The sequence below is a fragment of the Candidatus Nitrotoga sp. BS genome (assembly GCF_927797785.1).
In the GTDB taxonomy this organism is placed as follows: Bacteria; Pseudomonadota; Gammaproteobacteria; order Burkholderiales; family Gallionellaceae; genus Nitrotoga.
This window is the reverse complement of record NZ_CAKMLL010000062.1, coordinates 1-20,368: the sequence shown is the minus strand read 5'-3', so window position 1 is coordinate 20,368 and position 20,368 is coordinate 1. Positions and strand designations below refer to the sequence as shown.

Genomic DNA, 20,368 nt, shown 5'->3' with positions numbered 1-20,368 from the left:
ACTGAATTTATGGTTCAACAAATAAAATGTCGCGAGCGGATAAGGCACACCTTTTTAGACACCTACCGAAGCCCGAAACAGACTATACCTGCTTGATCGGAGTGATCTTGTTCACGTGTAAACCGCACTCCTTATTTTGCGTATCCTCCCACCACCAGCGCCCGGAGCGGATATTCTCGCCCGGTGTGATAGCACGCGAACAGGGTGCGCAACCAATGCTGGGAAAAAAACGGTCATGCAGTTTGTTGTAGGGCACCTCAAACTGCTTGAGGTATTTCCACACATCAGCATTACTCCAGTCGAGTAGCGGATTGAATTTTTGCAATCCATTATCGGCATCAAACTCGGATACCTGCAAAACATCCCGCGTGGGCGCTTGCTCACGACGCATACCAGTAATCCAGGCACGTTTGCCGGATAGAGCGCGACGCAACGGCTCTACCTTGCGAATATGGCAGCAGCGTTTACGCAGCTCGACACTCTCATAAAAGCCGTTCACCCCATTTTGGGCAGCGTACTCTTCGACCCGCTGAGCCTCGGGGAAAAAAATTTGCAGCGGCACGCTGTAATGTGCACGAACTTCTTGCATCAGGTCGTAAGTTTCTTGCGGCAGACGGCCGGTGTCCAAGCTAAACATTTCGATCTCGGGCTGATATTTGTCGATCAAATCGGTCAGCACCATATCTTCCGCTCCCAAACTGTTAGCAAAAATAACGGGTGCGTAGTCGTGCACAGCATCCGCCAACACAGAGCGTACTTGATCAATTTTTTGTTGAAACTCAGTCATTTGCGGAACCTGCTGTTGCAATTCCATCGCGTTTTACACGACGGAATAGTGGTAATTTTTGATCCAAAGAAATTTGATAGATTTCTGAAAAGTCAGTCAAACCCTTTAGTGCATCATGGATGTTCTTGTCCGGGCGTGGCGCAAATGAATCAAAGCCGACGCGTTGCATGTAGAACATCTGGTCACGCAACACATCACCGATAGCACGTAATTCGCCAACATAGCCGAGACGGGCGCGTAAATTGTAAGCAATTGAATAACCACGGCCATCCCCGAATTTAGGGAAATCAACAGCGATGACATCAAATTTTCCCACCTCGCCTTTCAACTCTTCCGGCCTCTCATGACTGGCAAGCCAGACACCCAGCTCAGCACGAGCTTGCAGATTATCCCGTTGCGCCTGCCACACTGTGAGCGGAACAATCATTTTGCCGGCAGGAACGGTGATTGATTCTGGCGTCTCATTTTCACTCAGACGGAGGATGGTCCAATCATCGCTGACAATGGCTTTATTTTTAATAATCATGTTTGTTAAAACCTCGATTTACGTTGAACTGTATAATTATCTGGCTTATTTATAAACCCATAAGCATCTTTATCAATCGCACCTTCTGTATTGATCGGTGTTGCATACACATATTCTTTAAAAGGTGCCATGCCTATCCTGCGTACCGTGTCGATAAAAAGTTCTTCTTCAAAGCGCTCACGCACATAAACTTGCAGCAGCCGATCAATTACCTCAGGCATTTGTTGAAAGTTAAAGGATGGGCCAATTATTTTACCGATTGCCGTATCGTTACCCTGTGCACCACCAACCGACACCTGATACCACTCACCACCATCCTTCTTGTCGACACCGATAACGCCAATATTGCCAATATGATTATGTCCGCAAGCATTGACGCAACCTGAAATATTAAGCTCGATTTCACCAATGTCATGAAGAAAATCGAGGTTGTCGAAACGCTCTGCAATCAATTTTGCCAGCGGGATCGATCGAGCAAATGCCAAGGTGCAGAAATCTGCACCGGGGCAGCAGATGACATCGGTTAGCAAACCAATATTTGGCGACGCCATGCCATGCTCTGTTGATTCTTCCCAAAGGCGGATAAGGTCAGATTGTTTAACGTCGGCCAGCACCAAGTTTTGCTTATGCGTGACTCGCAGTTCGCCGAAACTGAAACGATCTGCCATATCTGCAACAACATCCATTTGCTCCGCGCTCGCATCTCCCGGCGCTATGTCCGTTTTTTTAAGAGACAGCACCACAGCTGCATAGCCAAGAATCTTGTGTGGCTTCACGTTGCGTTGTAACCAGTTTGCAAAAGCTTTGTTTTCGGCCTTGAATAACGCCACAGCAGGATCATTTTCCGGTAATGATTCATAAGCGGGCGCTGTAAAGTAGGCCGCGACACGGTTTAGCTCTTCCAGCGTCAAAGTGCCTGGACCATCTTTTATATCAGCCCAATCTGCTTCGACCTGACGTCTGAACTCTTCAATCCCGATGGCTTTAACCAGTATCTTGATGCGTGACTTGTACATATTGTCGCGGCGGCCATATTGGTTGTAAACACGCATTATGGATTCAATGTACGTCAACACATGCTGCCATGGCAAAAAGCCGCATATTTCGCTACCGACAATAGGTGTGCGTGCCGTGCCGCCACCTACCAACACCCGGAAACCAATTTCACCTTGCTCATTTTTGAGCACGGACAGCCCGATATCATGCACCGCGATCGCGGCGCGGTCTTCGGTTGCACCATTTATTGCGATTTTGAATTTGCGCGGCAAGTAGGCAAACTCCGGATGGAAAGTGCTCCACTGGCGAAGAATTTCGGCATACGGGCGCGGGTCAATAATCTCATCTGCCGCAACGCCAGCATATTCATCGGATGTGATGTTGCGGATGCAGTTACCAGAGGTCTGAATTCCGTGCATTTCAACTGAGGCAAGATCAGCTAAAATATCCGGTGTTTCCTCCAGTTTGATCCAATTAAATTGGATATTTTGACGCGTTGTGAAGTGACCATAGCCACGATCGTATTTGCGTGCTATGTGCGCAAACATGCGCATCTGTGCAGAGGACAGCATGCCATAGGGCACTGCGATACGCAGCATATAGGCATGGATTTGCATATAAAGTCCGTTCTGCAATCGCAGCATACGAAACTCATCTTCTGACAGTTCATCTGACAAACGGCGGCGCACTTGGTCACGATACTGGACTACGCGCTCATCAACAATTTGTTGGTCATAAAAATCGTATTTATACATTTTTCAATTTCCTTACATAACGGCGTATTATAAAGCCAAGTTAAGTAAACTTGCCTCTGCGGCCCATTTTAAAAACACATTTTATCAATCAAGTAATAATTTTCAGTACAGCATCAACTTGACACCAATAGCAGTCAACATGGTCGCCAGAATCGGGCGCAACACCTGGTCTGGGATCTTTATACCAATATGGCTGCCCAGATAAATTCCAGGCAACGAACCCAGCAACAAACTGCCCAGTAGCCCGTAATCTACCGTACCTAGCGCGGCGTGACCCAACCCGGCGACCAAAGTAAGCGGCACTGCGTGTGCAATATCAGTGCCGACGATCTTCGCCATAGGTGCGCGCGGATACAGGAACAACAACACCACCACGCCCAGCGCACCTGCACCAACCGATGAAATGGTTACCAGCACACCTAAAACCGCACCAGTTAATATAGTCGCACCGGTTAAATGATGCGCATGCAGTTCAAACATCACACCATCCGGGCGTTTCCCGAGCTTTGTCAAATATGGCTTGAACAGCAGTGCCATAGCAGTCAGCAGCAATGCAACACTCAATACGCTGGTAATCAGCGACTTCAGATGCTTCTCGTCTAACGCCAAATAATGAAGCAGCGCCATACTGAGCAACGCGGCGGGCAAGCTGCCCATAGCCAGCTGCTTAACCACCTTCCAATCTACGGTGCCGCGTCGCCCATGAACCCAAATGCCGCCCATTTTTGTCAACGACGCATACAGCAAGTCAGTGCCGACTGCCGTGGCCGGGGCAATGCCGAACACAAGCACGAGTAACGGTGTCATTAAGGAGCCGCCGCCAACACCGGTTACGCCGACGACAAAGCCGACCACAAAACCAGAAAATGTATAAAGCCAATCCATCTAAACTCCCTAAATCGGCGCGCATAGTAGCCTACCTCCATATGGTTATCAAATAACAATATGTTAGTATTTTATAATTTATTGTTATAAGAAAATTCGCCATGAATTTGCAACAATTGCGCTACCTGCATGAGATTGTTCACCAAGAACTAAATATTTCCGATGCAGCGAAAGCGCTTTACACCTCGCAACCCGGGCTGAGCAAGCAGATAAAATCTTTGGAAGAGGAATTGGGAATCGAGATATTTGTGCGTAATGGCAAACGCCTCACCGCAATCACCGAACCCGGCAAGGCCGTGCTCGAAATTGCCCAGCGCATGCTTCATGATGTAGGTAACTTAAAACAAGTGGGACAGGAATTCCGCAGCCAGAGTAGTGGCTCACTTACCATCGCTACCACTCATACCCAGGCACGCTATGCCTTGCCGCCAGTGGTCAAACAATTTATTAAGCGTTATCCAGAAGTTAAACTCAGCCTGCATCAGGGTAGCCCCACTCAAATTGCGCAGCAGGTACTTGATGGAGAAGCAGACATCGCTATCGCCACTGAAAGTCTTATTATGTACGGCGAGCTGACAACCTTGCCTTGCTATGAATGGCACCACTGTATCGTGGTGCCGATTGGGCACCCGCTATTGGCGGAAAAAAAATTGACGCTGAAAAAAATTGCTCAATATCCCATTATCACTTACGACTTCGCATTTAGTGGACGCGGTAAAATCAACGCCGCCTTCAATGCACACAACATAACGCCAAACATCGTACTCACTGCTATTGATGCAGACGTAATTAAAACTTATGTGGAATTAGGCTTAGGTATCGGCATAGTCGCCCAAATGGCATTTATTCCAGAACGAGATACACTTTTACGCACGATAGATACTGGCAATCTATTTCAATCCAGCACGACGCGCATTGCCATCCGTCGCAACGAGTTCCTGCGCGGCTTTACATATCACTTCATCGAGCTATTTGCCCCTCACCTTACCCGCGAAGTCGTGACTAAAGCCCTGCGCACTTAAGCAAGACAAGACATAAGTAAAAAAATTAAGTGCTACATATGCTTGATACGTAATTGATTATTTTTTTAGTAACGCCGCATTGTAATGAGGCGAGGTAAGCAGGCAAGCAAGCTGCAAAGCAGTTGCTCGCAAAATTGAATTTTTAGGGGGGCTCGTAACTGCGAATAAACGAAATGAGGTTATCATACGGCGGATGGCGCTTTGCTTTTCTGTCCTTTGCTGTGCCGGGTTACTTCAATGCGACAGTGGGCGTATCCGAAACCAATGACAACACAAAAGCGACACAACATTCTAAATATAGCAACACCACTCAAGGAAAATCATGCAACAAAAAAGTACGTACAAACGTTATAAACCGATGACGGCCATTTTGTTTGGGAGCCGCTGGCTGCAATTGCCGCTGTATCTTGGATTAATTATTGCTCAATGCGTTTACGTATTTCACTTCATGGTAGAGCTAATACACCTGGTTGAAAAAGTTCCGCACCTTGGTGAATCCGACATCATGTTAATCGTTCTCGGCTTGATCGATGTGGTGATGATTTCTAATCTCCTCATTATGGTGATCGTGGGTGGTTACGAAACTTTCGTTTCCCGCTTAAATCTAGAAGGCCACCCAGATGAACCGGACTGGTTATCGCACGTCAATGCAAATCTGCTTAAGATAAAATTGGCCACCGCCATTATCGGCATCTCATCCATTCACCTGCTAAAGGCATTTATCAATGCCCCGAACCTGGACGAAAAAACCTTGTTGTGGCAAACCATGATACACGTGACATTCGTGGCTTCAGCGATTGCGATGGCTTACATTGATCGCCTCATGTCGATACCCCACGTTGTACGAATAGCATCAGTGAGCACTGACAAATGATTATGTTGGAACACATACTCTCAAGGAGGATGCCATTGGTGGCGCGCTATTGTATTCGACGTCATCCAAAACTATGCTCAGAGGTTAGGCACGAAGCACCCGTGCTTTTTCGATCCTTTCTGGCTAGCATTCCGGCAATGATAGCTAAAACCTCTTGTTCATCTCGCACTTATCGAAGTGCTTACCCACTACCAGTCATGTAGTGCAAACACTCCTCGTTCAGACTAATTTCTTTAGGGTGCTTCTAAAAATTCAAATGTCCAAGCAAGACAAGGCACGCGTGAAAATTTGAGCGCGGCATATGGTTGATATGTTAGCGATCATTTTTTCCGAATAACGTTGTATTGTGACGAAGCGGGTAAGCAGGCTAGCCGCAAAGCGGCTGCCCGCAAAATTGGATGTTTATAAAATGCTCTGTATTAAAAAATACCGCTATGCTGGTTCTTGATCCAAATCGAATGCCTTGTGAAGCACGCGCACAGCCAACTCCAGGTATTTTTCATGAATAACAACGGAGATTTTAATTTCCGAAGTGGAAATCATCTGAATATTAATTCCCTCTTCCGCTAAGGTGCGAAACATTTTGCTGGCGATACCGACGTGCGAACGCATTCCGACGCCAACTACCGATACTTTGGCAGTCTTATTGTCGCCCACTACATCTCGTGCACCTATGTGACTTTGCACTTGGTTTTTTAGAATATCCATCGCTTTATCGAATTCATTGCGATGCACGGTAAAGGAAAAATCAGTAGTACCATCCACGCCGACGTTCTGAATTATCATGTCCACGTCAATATTGGCTTCACTTATGGACCCCAGTATCTGGTAAGCAATGCCCGGTTTGTCCGGTACGCCGCGTACGGTGATCTTGGCTTCGTCACGGTTGAAGGCTATACCTGAAATTATCGCCTGTTCCATCTTATCGTTTTCCTCAAAAGTGATCAGCGTACCATCGCCTTCTTCATCGAAGCTTGATAGCACGCGCAGCTTAACCCTATATTTCCCGGCAAATTCAACGGCGCGGATTTGCAATACCTTGGAGCCGAGGCTAGCCATCTCTAGCATCTCCTCGAAGGTAATGGTCTTGAGGCGGCGTGCTTCCGGCACTAGGCGAGGATCGGTAGTGTATACGCCATCAACATCGGTATAAATCTGGCATTCGTCTGCGTGAAGCGCTGCAGCAATAGCCACTCCAGTAGTATCAGAACCACCTCGTCCCAAGGTGGTAATATTTCCCTTGCTGTCTATGCCTTGAAACCCTGCCACTACAACCACATATCCGTTAGCCAAATCGGCGCGAATGTTTTGCTCATCTATACTAAGAATACGTGCCTTGGTGAAAGCGCTGTCGGTGATAATCTTGACTTGCGCACCCGTGTAGCTTTTAGCCTTCAATCCCTCCTGCATCAACCCCATCGACACTAACCCAATGGTCACTTGTTCGCCGGTAGAAATTACCATATCAAGCTCACGCGGATCAGGCTGTGCTTGCATTTCTTTCGCCAGCCCGATCAATCGATTGGTTTCACCGCTCATGGCGGAGACCACGACGACTATTTGATGTCCAAGTGCTTTAAATTTCGCAACGCGACGCACCACGTTCTTCATGCGTTCCGGACTGCCTACCGAAGTGCCACCATATTTCTGAACAATTAATGCCACGAATTCCTATACCCAGAAAAAAACCGAGTGAATTCTAACCTAAAACCAGAATGCAACCCAAGTTCCAAATGCTTCTGGCACAACAATATGCCGTTAAGCGCATGCGTCATGCTATCTGTTTTATTTAGAAAAACTGAAATGATTTTTTACAATTGACAAGCGACTCACTGATAATACTTTCTACAGTTGAATTTTCCACAAAGAATAACAATGGGGCGCCTCTAATAAATTCAATTTTTTAAGCAAGACAAGGCACGAGTATAAAATTTTAGTGCAGCATATATTTGATATGTAAGCGATAATTTTTTAGAGTAACGCCGAGCTGTGACGAAGTAGGTAAGCAGGCTAGCCGCAAAGCGGCTGCTCGCAAAATTGGAATTTTAGAGGTGCCCTATGGATTCAGTAAACCTTCAAGCTCAGCTGTTTTACTTTATTGACTTGTATGAACATGACATTTATCTCAACTTAGGAGTTCAAGTTCACTGCAGCGAATCAATTTAGCGCCGTGAAACTAATAGACCAAGTAAAAAACCAATTGCAGCTGCATATCCCACTGCTTGTAAAGGGTGTTCTTTAACATATCCTCTGGAGCAATCGACTCCATCATTGAAATGTTTGCGCGCATCGGCGGCCACGATTTTTGCAACTACTTTTGCAGATGCCATTTTCTCCATCAATTTATCCTTGGCCTCCTCTAAATCAACATCAGATAAGCTAGGCATGCGAGAAATTAAATCATCTAATTCGTCCCGCAGGTTGGACATTTCGCTACTTGCGACTGCTCCAACCTGCTTTCCGGCGGATGTTGTAGCATCCACAACATTCCCAACTGCGGTTCCCGTCCGATGAGCCAATTTTTCTGCGTTGGCCACTGTGTCTTCTACTTTAGTTGAAGTTGTATTTTGCATAATTACTATCTCCTTTAATTTTGATTAGAGTGAAATTGGCGGTAATAGAACTCAGTGGAAGTTTCTTACAATTTTTAATTTCGGTCTGTTCGCTAACGCACACACTTCAAAGACTAACTGGAAATTACAGTAGCCCTCCAACAAGATTTCAGAAAGCATCGAATTTTTTTAAGCGGTAATTTCTTTATGCAGCGGAACGGTACTGCCACAACATGCTGTACATTATGCATGCTCCGGCATTTAGCTGAATATCAGACACTGAAAATGTAGAAAACAAGTATTCATACCGAATTTAGAACAAAAATAACACCATTAGCAGGCAGTATCTCTAGAGTAAGCGTGCAAGGTTATTATTACCAAACACTATCCTTTAGCTTCTCAATTTCTCTTCGATCGCGTTTAGTTGGCCTTCCTTTGAGAAAAGTGGGTGTCGGTTGTGCTTTTAACTCATCAGATAGAGTTTTCCTCATCAGGAGACTTTCTTCCGTCTCACTGTAAAGCATCTGCGCTTGGGGAGCGGGCCCTCGTTTACTGGACAGAGCTAACACCTCTACTACGAATTGGTATGGCCCAAGGCGGATAGAAAGCACATCGCCTACTACAACCGATTTTGCAGGCTTAACACGCACGCCATTGCATAATACCTTGCCGCACGCTAAAGCATCCACAGATAATGATCGCGTTTTAAAAAAACGTGCAGCCCACAGCCATTGGTCTATACGAAACTTGGCGTTATCATTTTTTTCGTCCATGGCATTCATACCTTAGAGTCGTGATGGGTAGAAAACTTAGGCAGCATTCCAAATAATAATTCTGTTATCAACCCAGATTGTCCAATAGCGATATTTTTTTAGAATCAACCAGCAGTGACATAACCTAGTTACAAGTTACCTGATAAAAACTATAACATAGCATATTATTCAGGCACAACAATTCAAAGCCTGCGTATGTTTTTGGTCTTTTTTAAACTTAGAGGCGCCCTTAAATATCTGTTACCTGCTATCGTTTTGTGAAAATCAGGGGTTCAGGTACGTAGTTATTAGGATTGTGCGGCAGCTATATTTTGCGGGCGGGGAAGGGGCTGATTGCGATGCAGTCAGAAGTATCAATCAAACTTTAAAAGGCAATGAGAACGCCTGCTACAACCTATGTTTCACTTCGAACTTGAATCCGCCTGCTGAAAAATCATGCATAATTTATTTGTTACGGGACACATTAACGTTCACCAAAAACAGGGGCTAAAAACAGAAAAAAATTTGACAATTTCGCCAGTCTGCCTACAATTCGCCCCTCAGATTTTTCTATGGGTTGTTAGCTCAGTTGGTAGAGCATCGGACTCTTAATCCGTTGGTCGAGCGTTCGAGTCGCTCACAACCCACCAAATAAACATAAGGTTAGCGAATTTTGCTAGCCTTTTTGTTTTTGGATTGTGCCAAAATTGTGCTATCAAGGACATTTGAAACTAACTCGGAAAGTTCCATAAGTTGCGGTTTAGACAGATGAGCATACCGATTCACCATCACATCCGACTCCCATCCACTCAGTCCTTTGAGAACATTTAGGGGCGTACCTTGTTGCGCCAACCAACTCGCCCATGTATGCCGCAGATCGTGCCATCTAAATTCCCCAATATCAACACGCTTTAGAGCGCCCGCCATGCAAGTGTGTTTGCCCAACAATTGGGTTTCCCTTGAACGCGTGAATACCTTTGTGGTGTGTTTACCAACCTGCTGAAGTAATACAGCCATTGCAACCGAATTAAGCGGGACGTGAATTGCTTTTGTCGCTTTGGCTTGATCGGGATGTATTGCTGCGCGCCGCAGCATGTAAAGGCCAAATCTTCGGTTCTTCGCAGCCTTGACATGCTACCGCACTCCGCACTCTGGTCTTTATACGGAGTGCAGCTAGTTTGGTGAGAGTCTGTCCATTCTGCGTGCTTCTACCTCGTGCATCATCGTACGGTTCAAATGTAATGGTTAGGCCGACGAGCACCCAGCGCGCGCTGTCAAAAATCGTCTGCCTTGAGTTTTTAGTCTAGTAGCGAGGAGATTTTGCTGTTAGATTGTTGGGTAATGTATTTGGAGCCCCCCGTGTTACTTGAGCGGGAGAATTAATGAAGGATAAATAATGTCAGTACTTGAAGAGATTGAAGAATGGAAATTAGAAGCAAAATTGGAGGATAACGAGCGCTATTTTTATCACACACGTACAGTTGATCGTATTGTTAATGGGAAAAAACTTTATATAATTGGAAGGAAAGGCACTGGTAAAACCGCTATTACTGAAAATCTCATCACAAAGAAAGAAGCATGTACTTTTTCGCAAAAGCTGACCTTTAAAAACTTTCCATTCAATAAGTTCTATGAGCTGGAGGACAAAGGATTTACTTCGCCAAATCAATATATAACTTTATGGAAATATTTGATTTACTCTACGACTTGCAAGTTATTAATTGAAAACAACAGTGTTGCTGGCGATGTTAGAGATAAACTAAAAAATTTGTTTAATGATGATATTTCTAGCGCGTTACCTGCTGCAGTTGAGCGATGGACTGGTTTTAAGTTTGATGTAAAAATTTTAGAGATCGGTTTTGGTATCGGCGGAAACAAAAAGCACATAACAGTAGAAAATTCAAATTGGATTGAACGAGTTGATGTTCTTGAGAAGTTTCTAATTCAGAATCTTGGCGATTCGAAATATTTGATTATTTTTGATGAACTTGATGAAGATTATAAAGACATTGCCGAGCCTGAAAAACACATAAGGTACACTCAGTTATTGACTGGTCTTTTTAAAGCTGCTCAAGACGTTAGATCGAAGTTCTCAAAATGGGCATATTACCCAGTAATTTTCTTGCGGGATGATATTTACGAGATACTACAAGATCCAGACAAAACTAAATGGACTGATTATCGGATTGACCTAGATTGGGAACGTATTTCTATACAAAACATGCTTGCTTTCCGAATCTCACGTGCCATTGACCCAAATGGCTCGATTTTAACCTTCAATCAAGCTTGGATGAAAATTATGGAAAGTGGGGACGTGAAATATGGTCACCAAAAAAGAAGCGGAATGCCAATCTTTGACTATATTACCCGCAGTTCATTTCTACGACCTCGAGATTACATACGATATTTGCAAATATGTGCAGAAAAAGCCAATAACAAACATCTAAACAGAATAACACCTGCAATTGTGGCCGATGCCGATACAGCATTTTCCAATCATCTTCGCAGCGAATTAGAAGACGAAATTCATGGCGTTATACCGGACATTCACAAAATTTTAAATCTATTTACAATTCTACGAAAACAGACTATCAGGATAGAGGAATTTAAACAGCAATTTGAGCTTGCTGTGGCAGAAGGAAAAATAACATCAAACGATTATCAGCGCGTACTTGAAACCCTGTTTCACTTTAGTGTTATAGGCAATCAGCCTAAGCAACAAACGCACCAAGTTTTCCGGTATAAAAATAAAGATGCTCGACTGAACATGAAAGAAAATATTATTGTCCATCGAGGATTGTACCGTTCGCTTCAGATTTTATAAGCATGTTAACCAAAGTTACGGGTACTGCCGCAGTATTGTTGCCCATTGATTAGACTGATTATACATTATGATAATTTTACAGATACTTTCCATTGTCCAGATTTATCTCTTCCAGCGCACTACATAGCTTACGGAAACTATTAGTTTTAACATTATGGCAAGGCGCATATAACCGCCATAAATGCTAAATATCTAAAATGGATTTGTTACATACTTGGCAAGCTTGGACCATGGGTATTTAATAAACTTTATGGTGCCAAATTTGTGTCTAAGTGAGCGTTATAGACATTTATTTAGGCAGATTTGACATTGTTTTAAGCTGGAAATATTTTCAAGTTGTTGTTATATAATAGTTATTAATTTATTAATGCTGCCTTTTAATCCGTTGGTCGAGAGTTCGAGTCTTTCACAATCCACCAAATAAATTATAAAGTTTGCAGTAATGTAGGTCTTTTTTATGTGTAAAGTATAATTCTGGTGGCGGTCAAACAATGTAGCAAAATATTAGCCTTGTTTTTCTTGCCATATCTCGCTCTCTGAATCAATTTTTTCGTTGCTCGCTACCACGACCCGTGGTGGAAAATGATGCATCAGCATCGGTAGGATGCTGCTTGCCAGACTTGACCATTCACAGTAATCCTTGTGATTAGATGGCTCCGACCTGGGTGGTATGGAAAATGGCACTTACAGTAAGGCATAAACTGTTTGGTTTATGGGCAAACATTCTTGGCTTTTTTAGGTAAGTTCATAAAGCTGTTTCGGTGTGAACCATTGATTCTTTGCTAGAGTCTTAATACGGACAGGATAATCACATTGTTTTAAAGTTGATCCGTTAAGCCAGCTGCTGAAGACGCGGTTATTTTGATGGAAAACGAGTAATCTTATGATGGCTTTTATGCGCAAACCCGCACTGAACCTTACTCAGAAGCATAAGCGACAATTGCTTTCAATTGGCAAAATCGTTGTTATAGTTTTTCTCGTTTTAATCACACTTCTTTTTTTTGCCGGGCCACCAATCGTCAAATCATTTGTAGCCAAAAAAATTGGCGAAGAAATAGGACGAAAGGTTGATTTCGGCGAAGTCAATATTAACCCCTTTACGCTGTCAGCAACGATACGTGACATCTCCATCTATGAAGCGGGTCAACAACAAGAAAAGACTCTGGCGATAGATGAACTTTACGTGAATGCCTCGTTGGCTAGCGTTAGACGTTTGGCACCCGTAATCAATGAAATTCGAGTTACACAACCGGTTGTGCGCATCATCCGTCTAGAAGAAAACCGCTTCAATTTTTCGGACATAGTCAACAAAATTTTGGCTAATCCAAAATCTGATAATGCGCCTGCACGTTTCTCGCTAAACAATATTCACATCCAGCAAGGTCGCATTGATTTCGACGACCGTGTGCTGCAATCTCGTCACACCATTTCAGATTTCGACCTATCGATTCCCTTTCTTTCAAACCTGCCGCGCGATGTCGAGATTTTTACTTTCCCGGCGTTTAGCGCAAAACTAAATGGCACGCCACTCGCTATCAAGGCTAAAGCCAAGCCGTTTGCCACGTCACACGACGCTTCAGCACAGATCAACATCGATGGCCTGTCGCTGGCAACCTATATGCCATTTGTACCCGTTCAGTTAAATTTCAAATTGGTCTCCGGCTTGTTGGATACACGCCTGAATGTCGATTTTAAAACAAGCGATAGCACGCAAAGTGTCGTCATCAGCGGTGATGCCAGCGTCAGTAAATTACAGCTGCAGGAAAAATCGGGAGCACCGTTGGTGCAATGGGACAAACTATCGGTTGTGCTTGATAGCGTGGAGCCGTTGAACAGTGTGGTGCGTTTACGAGAAATTAAACTGGAAAAGCCAGATGTGCAAGTGAAGCGTCTGCAGGATGGTTCGCTTAATCTTGTGCATGCATTTACATCGCCTTCGACAGTTCAGCAAGAAAAATCCAGCAACAGCTCAGGTGTACCTTCAAGCAAACAGCCTGCCACAACCACCGAGTCCAAGCCATTTGAATTTTTGCTCGCCGGTGCCGAGATTGTGGACGGGCACATAAATTGGCAGGATGCCACGACTGACCCTGCGTTTGGCCCTGCGGCACTGACGATCAAGCGACTGGATGCCAGTCTGTCTAAATTCAGCACGGAAGGAAATACGCCAGCACTTGTAAATATCAAGTTAGAAACCGACGCGGGTGAAACCTTGAGTCATCAGGGAGCCCTCATGCTCAACGGTAAATCTTTACAAGGCGATTTGGAAATCACGGCTCTGCAGCCGCAACACTTTCGCACATATTTTGCCCCAGCTTTTGCCGCCGAACTGGAAGATACGCTGCTGGATGCCAAATTACCTTATCAACTGACTTGGCCGGAAAGCGGCGTTAATCTGGTGCTCACTAATGCCAGTGCCCACCTGCACAACCTGCAAGTGAAGCTGCCAAAAGAAAAAAACAGCAGCATCACTGCCAAAGACATCATGCTTGATGGCTTTCAGTTTGACCTCGTCAAACAAATCGCCGTGCTCGATGGCCTAGTCGTTAATGCTGCCAAAATAAAAGTCGAGCGCAACTCAAAAGGTGAAATAGATTTAATGGCAATGCTTGCAGGCAATCGCCGTGCAACAAAAACCCCCACGCCTAACCTCGATACGCCTGCCAAGCGCGGCGCTTGGGAGGCATCATTGAAGCAGCTGAAAGTCGAGCAATCCGATATTCACTTTAGCGACGCCAAGGTGGCACCTCAAAATGAGGGCAAGGCTGCAGTGCAGCAACTGAGTAACGTGGACTTCACACTTGAAAATATTGCCCTAATGACTGAAGCTGCCACTTCAACTCCCTCGCCATTGACCCTCAAACTTAGCCACAACAAGCGGGCCAATCTGAGTGCTAATGGCACCCTGACATTACGTCCGTTCGGCGTAACTCTTAAAATCGATAGCAAAAAGCTTGGTGTAAAGGCATTTCAGCCTTACTTCGCAGACCAGATCAATGCCATTTTTACCAGTGGCAATGTTAGTGCCAAGGGCGAGCTGATGGTGCAACTACCTGAACATCGACCGCTGCGCGCTAGCTACGTTGGCTCAATTAATCTGGCCGATATCCACACATTGGACAAAATCAGCGGCGATGACTTCATACGTTGGAAATCGTTGTACATCGGCAATATAAATGCACAGAACAACACACAGAAAAACCCCTTGGCAGTAACGCTAGGTAATATTGCGCTTTCTGACTTTTATGCACGGATTATTGTTAATGCCGACGGGCACATTAATTTACAGGATATCGCAACAAAAAATGGACAGGGACAGCTCACCCCCACCAGCCTGACGCAAGCTACACCCTCAAAAGACAATTCCTCAGAAGCGGCTGCCATTATCCCAGCGCAGGCGACAGGCGAAGCTCCGGCCATTCAAAAGGCAAGTGTAAGACCATTAATACGCATTGGACAAACTACACTACAAGGCGGCAACATCTCTTTTTCCGACAACTTCATCAAGCCCAGCTACAGTGCTAACCTGACTGGTCTGACCGGCTCAGTTTCAAAGGTTGCGTCTGACGACACCGCACCAGCTGACCTCGTTATGAATGGCAAAATTGACGATGATGGCGTATTGGAAATAACCGGCAAGATCAACCCGCTTGGTACCCTACTATTTCTTGACTTGGCAGCCAAAGCTCAGGGAATCGAACTGACTCGTCTAACACCCTATGCGGCAAAATATGCGGGGTATCCGATCACCAAAGGTAAGCTGAGAGTCGATGTAAAATATCATATCGAGAATGGCAAGTTGAATGCCAAGAACAACATATTTCTCGATCAGTTAACCTTCGGCAAAAAGGTGGATAGCCCTGATGCGCTCAAATTGCCAGTGTTACTTGCTGTCTCACTGTTGAAAAATAGCCGTGGTGAAATCGACATTAACCTGCCGATTTCTGGTTCACTATCCGACCCGAAATTCAGCATTGGCGGTATCATTTTCAAGGTCTTCATTAATCTGATAACCAAAGCCATCATTTCGCCGTTCTCGCTGCTGGCCTCAGCTTTTGGCGGTGGTGATGAACTGGGTTATGTAGAATTTGCACCCGGCATAAGCAGCTTGACACCGGAGGCACTGACCAAGCTCGCTACACTGGCCAAAGCACTTAATGATCGCCCTGCGCTTAAACTGGAAATCGCCGGCCGTGTTGACCCTGTCACCGATCGTGATGGCGCCCGTCGTGTCTATGTCACGCAAAAAATAAAGGCGCAAAAAATTCGCAGTCTGAAATCTGATGGCGCTACCGTCAACCTTGAGGAGGTGACTATCAGTCCTGAGGAATACCCAAAATTTCTTGAGCGAGCCTACAAGGCAGAGAAGTTTTCAAAACCGCGCAATTTTATCGGCTTTTTAAAATCCCTACCGCCGAAAGAAATGGAAAATTTAATGATATTAAACGCACCGATCGGCAATAACGAACTGAAGGCGCTAGCTGAGCACCGTGCATTGTTGGTCAAGCGACATCTGGAAGAGCAAGGTAAAGTGGCGAACGAGCGAATGTTCCTAGTGGCACCCAAATTGACGGCAGAAGCCATGAAGGATAAGGGTAAGCCTAACCGTGTCGATTTCACGTTGAAGTGATAAGTGTCATGTGCCGCATTAGCGTTATCTGAAAAAAAGTGACGTTACTGAATGACGATTAGCCTGAGCTGCTATTTTTCGTGCATACCTTTCTTTATCCGAAACAAAGCAGAAATATCTTCCTCTCCATGACCATCGTCCATAAGTTTTTGGTAATTGGATAAGGTCATTTCTACGGTGGGTAGTATCGTTCCAGAATTTTTCTCAGCCATATCCCGACAGATCATTAAATCTTTATGGTGCAAGGCGACCTTAAACCCTGTATCAAATTTATTCTGCAGCATTGTCTTGCCACGGTGATCCAGAAACCAGTTTGCAGCTGCCCCCGATCCAACCACGTCGACCACCTTATCCATATTTAGATTCATCGACTGACCAAACGCTAACGCTTCGGTCACAGCCTGGTTAATCCCGGCTGCCATAATTTGATTCACCGCTTTGGTCGCCTGACCGCTACCAGTCGGCCCCATATAAACGATATTGCCACCAATGGTTTCAAGTACGGGACGCACCGATTCAAGCACGGCTTCATCGCCACCGATCATCATCGCCATTGTGCCGTTTTTCGCACCTTCTACACCGCCTGAAACCGGACTATCAAGAAAGTCCGCACCAACTGTTTTTAACAGGGCGGCAACTTGTTTCGCTGTGTCAGAACTCACCGTCGAAGTGTCGATAACCACAGAGTTTTTTCGCACCCCTGATAACATCGCGTTGACTACTTCTAATAGATCAGTATCTCGTGACACACAAATAATGATTAACTCACATTGTTCAGCTACTTCAGCTGGAGAACCTGCAGCGACAAGGCCTGTTTGATCCGCCAGATTCTGTGCACGATCTGGACTTCGATTCCAGAAAGATTGAAGATGATTTGTTTTGTAAAGATTCATAGCCATGCCGATACCCATAGCTCCTAAACCGATGACGCCTGTTTTCATAATAATTTCTTGGATATGTAATTTACGTTGATTTTATTTTTTACCAATTGATAGAAAATAAAAATTAAGCTTGGATTTATAGCTTATCGCGGGAATGCGATTCGTTAAAGTCCAGCACTGGTCCTAAAGGCACTACACCGCTTGGATTGATAGTGGTGTGACTGCCATAGTAATGATTTTTAATATGGTGCATATTAATCGTTCCAGCAACGCCCGGCTGTTGATAAAGATCGCGCGTGTAGGCCCAAAGATTCGGATAATCAACCAGACGTTTTAAGTTACATTTGAAATGTCCAACATATACGGGATCAAAACGAGTCAACGTTGTAAATAAACGCCAGTCTGCTTCAGTGATTTGATTGCCGGTTAAATAGCGTTGAGTTGCCAGCCTTTGCTCTAACCAATCCAGAGTTTCGAATAACGGAGTCACCGCTTCCTCATAAGCTTCCTGCGTGGTGGCAAAGCCCGCTTTATAAACGCCGTTGTTTACTGTGTCATAGATACGGTCATTGAGAAGCTCAATATCTTCGCGCAATTTTTCAGGATAATAATCGCCATCGGCAGCCCCTAAATCATCAAAAGGACTGTTAAACATGCGGATGATTTCCGCCGACTCGTTGGAAACAATGGTGTGAGTCTTTTTATCCCAAAGAACGGGAACCGTAACACGGCCTGAGTAGCTGTTGTTAGCTTGTAGATAAATATCGCGTAAATAGGCTGCATTAAAAAGTGGATCGGCAATAACACCCTCACCGTCGTCAAAAGTCCAGCCTTCTTCAGCCATATGCCAATGCACGACGGATAAGGAAATCATTTTTTCCAGACCTTTAATTTTGCGAAAGATCAGGGTGCGATTTGCCCAGGGGCAGGCATAAGACACATATAAATGATAGCGTCCCGCTTCTGCTTTAAACCCCGCACGCCCACTTGGCCCAGCAGAACCATCTGCGGTAATCCAGTTACGAAACTGGGCCGCTGAACGAACAAAGCGCCCTTGGGTTTCCTCCGTCAGATACCAAATGTCCTGCCACTTCCCATCGATTAATATTCCCATCTTAATTCCTTATTTATACGCATCGTGCAAAATGTTTCCATCTACCTTCCCGGGCACTGCTTGGAGCATCTGCACAAATCCACGATCTTTTGAGCCAACCTGATCTCGTGCTCGCGCCGTTCAACCCTCTTCATCACCGGGCTGACCTTTACCTCTGAGCGTCTTTTGTCTGAATCGCCAAAACGCCGCAAAACCATTGATTTTTCGTGTTAACTGAGCCGGAATGCAGTTATTTGTAGATCGATTATTACCGTGTTTGACTGCTAAGCAAGCTTTAGTATATTCATAAACTTGGGAAAAGTGGTTCATTTTTCCTACACCAAACTGCAACATGAGACGATCATGCGATTGTTCTGAGCTGCAACCGTGTTGCCCTCAAGCGATCCCTTACGCTGTTACACTGTGCGTTTAAACGCCAGCCAGCCATCACGCCATGGACTCAAATACCTCGGACAAAAAAATCGTCGGTGCGCCGATCAATATCCGTAGTACCGCCCTCGCCACATTGACGATTATGGCGCTGATCGTATTTCTCGAATGGGCTCAAAGTTTTTTTGCACCGATTGTAGTTGGCATGTTGCTGAGCTACGCGTTGTATCCGATCGTTTCATTCCTCAAGCGCCGCTTGTGGCTACCGCACTGGGTGGGTGCTTTGCTGGTTGTGTCTGCACTGGTCGGAGCGTCCTGGTTTGCCGTCGGCTCATTGCAGGAACAAGCGGTTTCCCTCCTCGACAAGCTGCCGAACGCCGTCAAGAAATTCACTCGCGAGAACGACGTCGCACGCGACAAATCGCCTTCAGTACTGGAAAAACTGCAATCTGCCGCAGTTCAAGTCGAGAAAGCGGCCGGTGCCGACGCCGCAAAGGCTGACAAGGTGACGTCAAATGACGTAGTGAAAGTACAAATTCAGGACGATCCGTTTGACTTTCGGGAGTATTTACTTGGTGGATCGATGAATGCAGTGGTATTCATGAGCCAGTATATTTCGGTTCTGCTGCTGGTATTTTTTATCCTCGCCTCCGGCCGACTGTATAAAGAAAAGTTGGTGAAAATATCCGGTAATACGCTTAGCAAGAAGAAACTGACGGTTGAAATTCTTGAAGACATTAACCGCCAATTGCGTCTGTTTTTCTTTGTCATGCTGTTCGGTGCGGTATTCGTCGGGGTTGGCACTTGGCTTGCGTTCATTTGGTTGGGCGTGGAGCAGGCCGCCTTGTGGGGTGTGCTTGCCGGCATTGCCAGCATGGTTCCGTATCTGGGTCCTGGGGTGATCTTTTTCGCCACCGGCTTGGTCGCTTTTCTGCAATTCGCCACCCTGGGGATGGCGTTGATCGTGGCCGCAGTCTCGCTGGCCATCACCAGCTTTCAAGGGAATATTTTGACGCCCTTGATGACCAGTCGCACATTGGCCATGAATGCTGCAGTGGTTTTTATCAGTTTATTGTTCTGGGGCTGGTTATGGGGGCCGATCGGACTTGTCGTTGCGACACCCGCGATGCTCGTTGTCAAATGCGTCTGTGATCATGTAAAAAATTTGCAGAGTTTCGGTGAGCTGTTGGGCGGCTGATTTCGAACTGTAGAACCAACGCAGGAAGCAAAACCTGAACTTTCAGTGTGAACCTTGAGGGGACAGACCATGGTTTGAGATACAGTTAAATCTGGCTGTTGCACTTCTAACTTGAATCCGCCATCTGTTAGAAGCCGAATAGGTTAGATCAGTAGAGTCCGGAGATTTAATTAAATAGATTCAATTGGTTGTTGTTTTGCTGT

At 45.3% G+C, this 20,368-nt stretch carries 16 protein-coding genes and 1 tRNA gene; 6 read left to right on the top strand and 11 right to left on the bottom strand.

From position 1 onward, the window contains the following. Nucleotides 1-82: 82 nt before the first annotated feature. The 4 genes from MJ769_RS07365 to MJ769_RS07350 all read right to left on the bottom strand — a co-directional run bounded on the left by MJ769_RS07365 (nt 83) and on the right by MJ769_RS07350 (nt 3,949). Nucleotides 83-787: a phosphoadenylyl-sulfate reductase gene (locus MJ769_RS07365; protein WP_239235778.1), complete on the bottom strand. Its 705-nt coding sequence runs from the start codon at nt 785-787 to the stop codon at nt 83-85. Continuing rightward, the gene (locus MJ769_RS07360; RefSeq protein ID WP_239235776.1) at nt 780-1,313 is read right to left on the bottom strand and encodes a DUF934 domain-containing protein; all 534 of its coding nucleotides are present in this window, start codon (nt 1,311-1,313) and stop codon (nt 780-782) included. The genes MJ769_RS07365 and MJ769_RS07360 overlap by 8 nt, the downstream gene beginning before the upstream one ends. Nucleotides 1,314-1,318: 5 nt before the next feature. Then, entirely contained in the window at nt 1,319-3,064 is a 1,746-nt protein-coding gene (locus MJ769_RS07355; protein WP_239235774.1) for a nitrite/sulfite reductase, read from the bottom strand. A 102-nt stretch (nt 3,065-3,166) separates the two neighbouring features. Beyond that, entirely contained in the window at nt 3,167-3,949 is a 783-nt protein-coding gene (locus tag MJ769_RS07350) for a sulfite exporter TauE/SafE family protein (RefSeq protein WP_239235772.1), read from the bottom strand. A 101-nt stretch (nt 3,950-4,050) separates the two neighbouring features. On the opposite strand from MJ769_RS07350, the gene cysB reads away from it, so the two are divergent. After that, nucleotides 4,051-4,971 carry an HTH-type transcriptional regulator CysB gene (gene cysB, locus MJ769_RS07345; RefSeq protein WP_239235770.1) on the top strand — a complete coding sequence of 307 codons (921 nt, stop codon included), beginning with the start codon at nt 4,051-4,053 and terminating at the stop codon, nt 4,969-4,971. Nucleotides 4,972-5,293: 322 nt separating this feature from the next. Beyond that, complete coding sequence (locus MJ769_RS07340) at nt 5,294-5,845, top strand: TIGR00645 family protein (RefSeq protein WP_239235768.1); 552 nt, start codon at nt 5,294-5,296, stop codon at nt 5,843-5,845. A gap of 432 nt (nt 5,846-6,277) precedes the next feature. On the opposite strand, the gene MJ769_RS07335 is transcribed toward MJ769_RS07340, so the two are convergent. From MJ769_RS07335 to MJ769_RS07325, 3 genes are all read right to left on the bottom strand, one after another. Continuing rightward, nucleotides 6,278-7,510 (bottom strand): aspartate kinase, encoded by a 1,233-nt coding sequence (locus MJ769_RS07335; RefSeq protein ID WP_239235766.1) that lies wholly within the window; start codon nt 7,508-7,510, stop codon nt 6,278-6,280. 497 nt (nt 7,511-8,007) lie between these two features. Then, on the bottom strand, nt 8,008-8,418 hold the full coding sequence (locus MJ769_RS07330) for a DUF883 family protein (protein ID WP_239235765.1): 411 nt from the start codon (nt 8,416-8,418) through the stop codon (nt 8,008-8,010). A 353-nt stretch (nt 8,419-8,771) separates the two neighbouring features. Then, nucleotides 8,772-9,170, bottom strand: a complete 399-nt coding sequence (locus MJ769_RS07325) for an RNA-binding S4 domain-containing protein (RefSeq protein WP_239235764.1) — start codon at nt 9,168-9,170, stop codon at nt 8,772-8,774. Between the two features lie 553 nt (nt 9,171-9,723). Between MJ769_RS07325 and MJ769_RS07320 the strand changes: the two genes are divergently transcribed. Next, a tRNA-Lys gene (locus tag MJ769_RS07320) sits at nt 9,724-9,799 on the top strand. A gap of 13 nt (nt 9,800-9,812) precedes the next feature. Here MJ769_RS07320 and MJ769_RS07315 read toward each other — a convergent pair. After that, a complete protein-coding gene (locus tag MJ769_RS07315; protein ID WP_239235762.1) occupies nt 9,813-10,244 on the bottom strand; it encodes a tyrosine-type recombinase/integrase in 432 nt (143 codons plus the stop codon). A gap of 301 nt (nt 10,245-10,545) precedes the next feature. Here MJ769_RS07315 and MJ769_RS07310 point away from each other — a divergent pair, with 301 nt between their 5' ends. Both MJ769_RS07310 and MJ769_RS07305 read left to right on the top strand, forming a co-directional pair. Further along, nucleotides 10,546-11,973: a P-loop ATPase, Sll1717 family gene (locus tag MJ769_RS07310; RefSeq protein ID WP_239235761.1), complete on the top strand. Its 1,428-nt coding sequence runs from the start codon at nt 10,546-10,548 to the stop codon at nt 11,971-11,973. Between the two features lie 883 nt (nt 11,974-12,856). Next, nucleotides 12,857-16,603 carry a DUF748 domain-containing protein gene (locus tag MJ769_RS07305; RefSeq protein WP_239235759.1) on the top strand — a complete coding sequence of 1,249 codons (3,747 nt, stop codon included), beginning with the start codon at nt 12,857-12,859 and terminating at the stop codon, nt 16,601-16,603. 71 nt (nt 16,604-16,674) lie between these two features. On the opposite strand, the gene MJ769_RS07300 is transcribed toward MJ769_RS07305, so the two are convergent. The 3 genes from MJ769_RS07300 to MJ769_RS07290 all read right to left on the bottom strand — a co-directional run bounded on the left by MJ769_RS07300 (nt 16,675) and on the right by MJ769_RS07290 (nt 18,931). Next, nucleotides 16,675-17,544 (bottom strand): NAD(P)-dependent oxidoreductase, encoded by an 870-nt coding sequence (locus MJ769_RS07300; protein WP_239235758.1) that lies wholly within the window; start codon nt 17,542-17,544, stop codon nt 16,675-16,677. 76 nt (nt 17,545-17,620) lie between these two features. Next, nucleotides 17,621-18,598 carry a glutathione S-transferase family protein gene (locus MJ769_RS07295; protein WP_239235756.1) on the bottom strand — a complete coding sequence of 326 codons (978 nt, stop codon included), beginning with the start codon at nt 18,596-18,598 and terminating at the stop codon, nt 17,621-17,623. A 120-nt stretch (nt 18,599-18,718) separates the two neighbouring features. After that, the gene (locus tag MJ769_RS07290) at nt 18,719-18,931 is read right to left on the bottom strand and encodes a hypothetical protein (RefSeq protein ID WP_239235755.1); all 213 of its coding nucleotides are present in this window, start codon (nt 18,929-18,931) and stop codon (nt 18,719-18,721) included. A 100-nt stretch (nt 18,932-19,031) separates the two neighbouring features. Between MJ769_RS07290 and MJ769_RS07285 the strand changes: the two genes are divergently transcribed. After that, complete coding sequence (locus tag MJ769_RS07285) at nt 19,032-20,165, top strand: AI-2E family transporter (RefSeq protein WP_239235753.1); 1,134 nt, start codon at nt 19,032-19,034, stop codon at nt 20,163-20,165. The last annotated feature ends 203 nt before the right edge of the window (nt 20,166-20,368 follow it).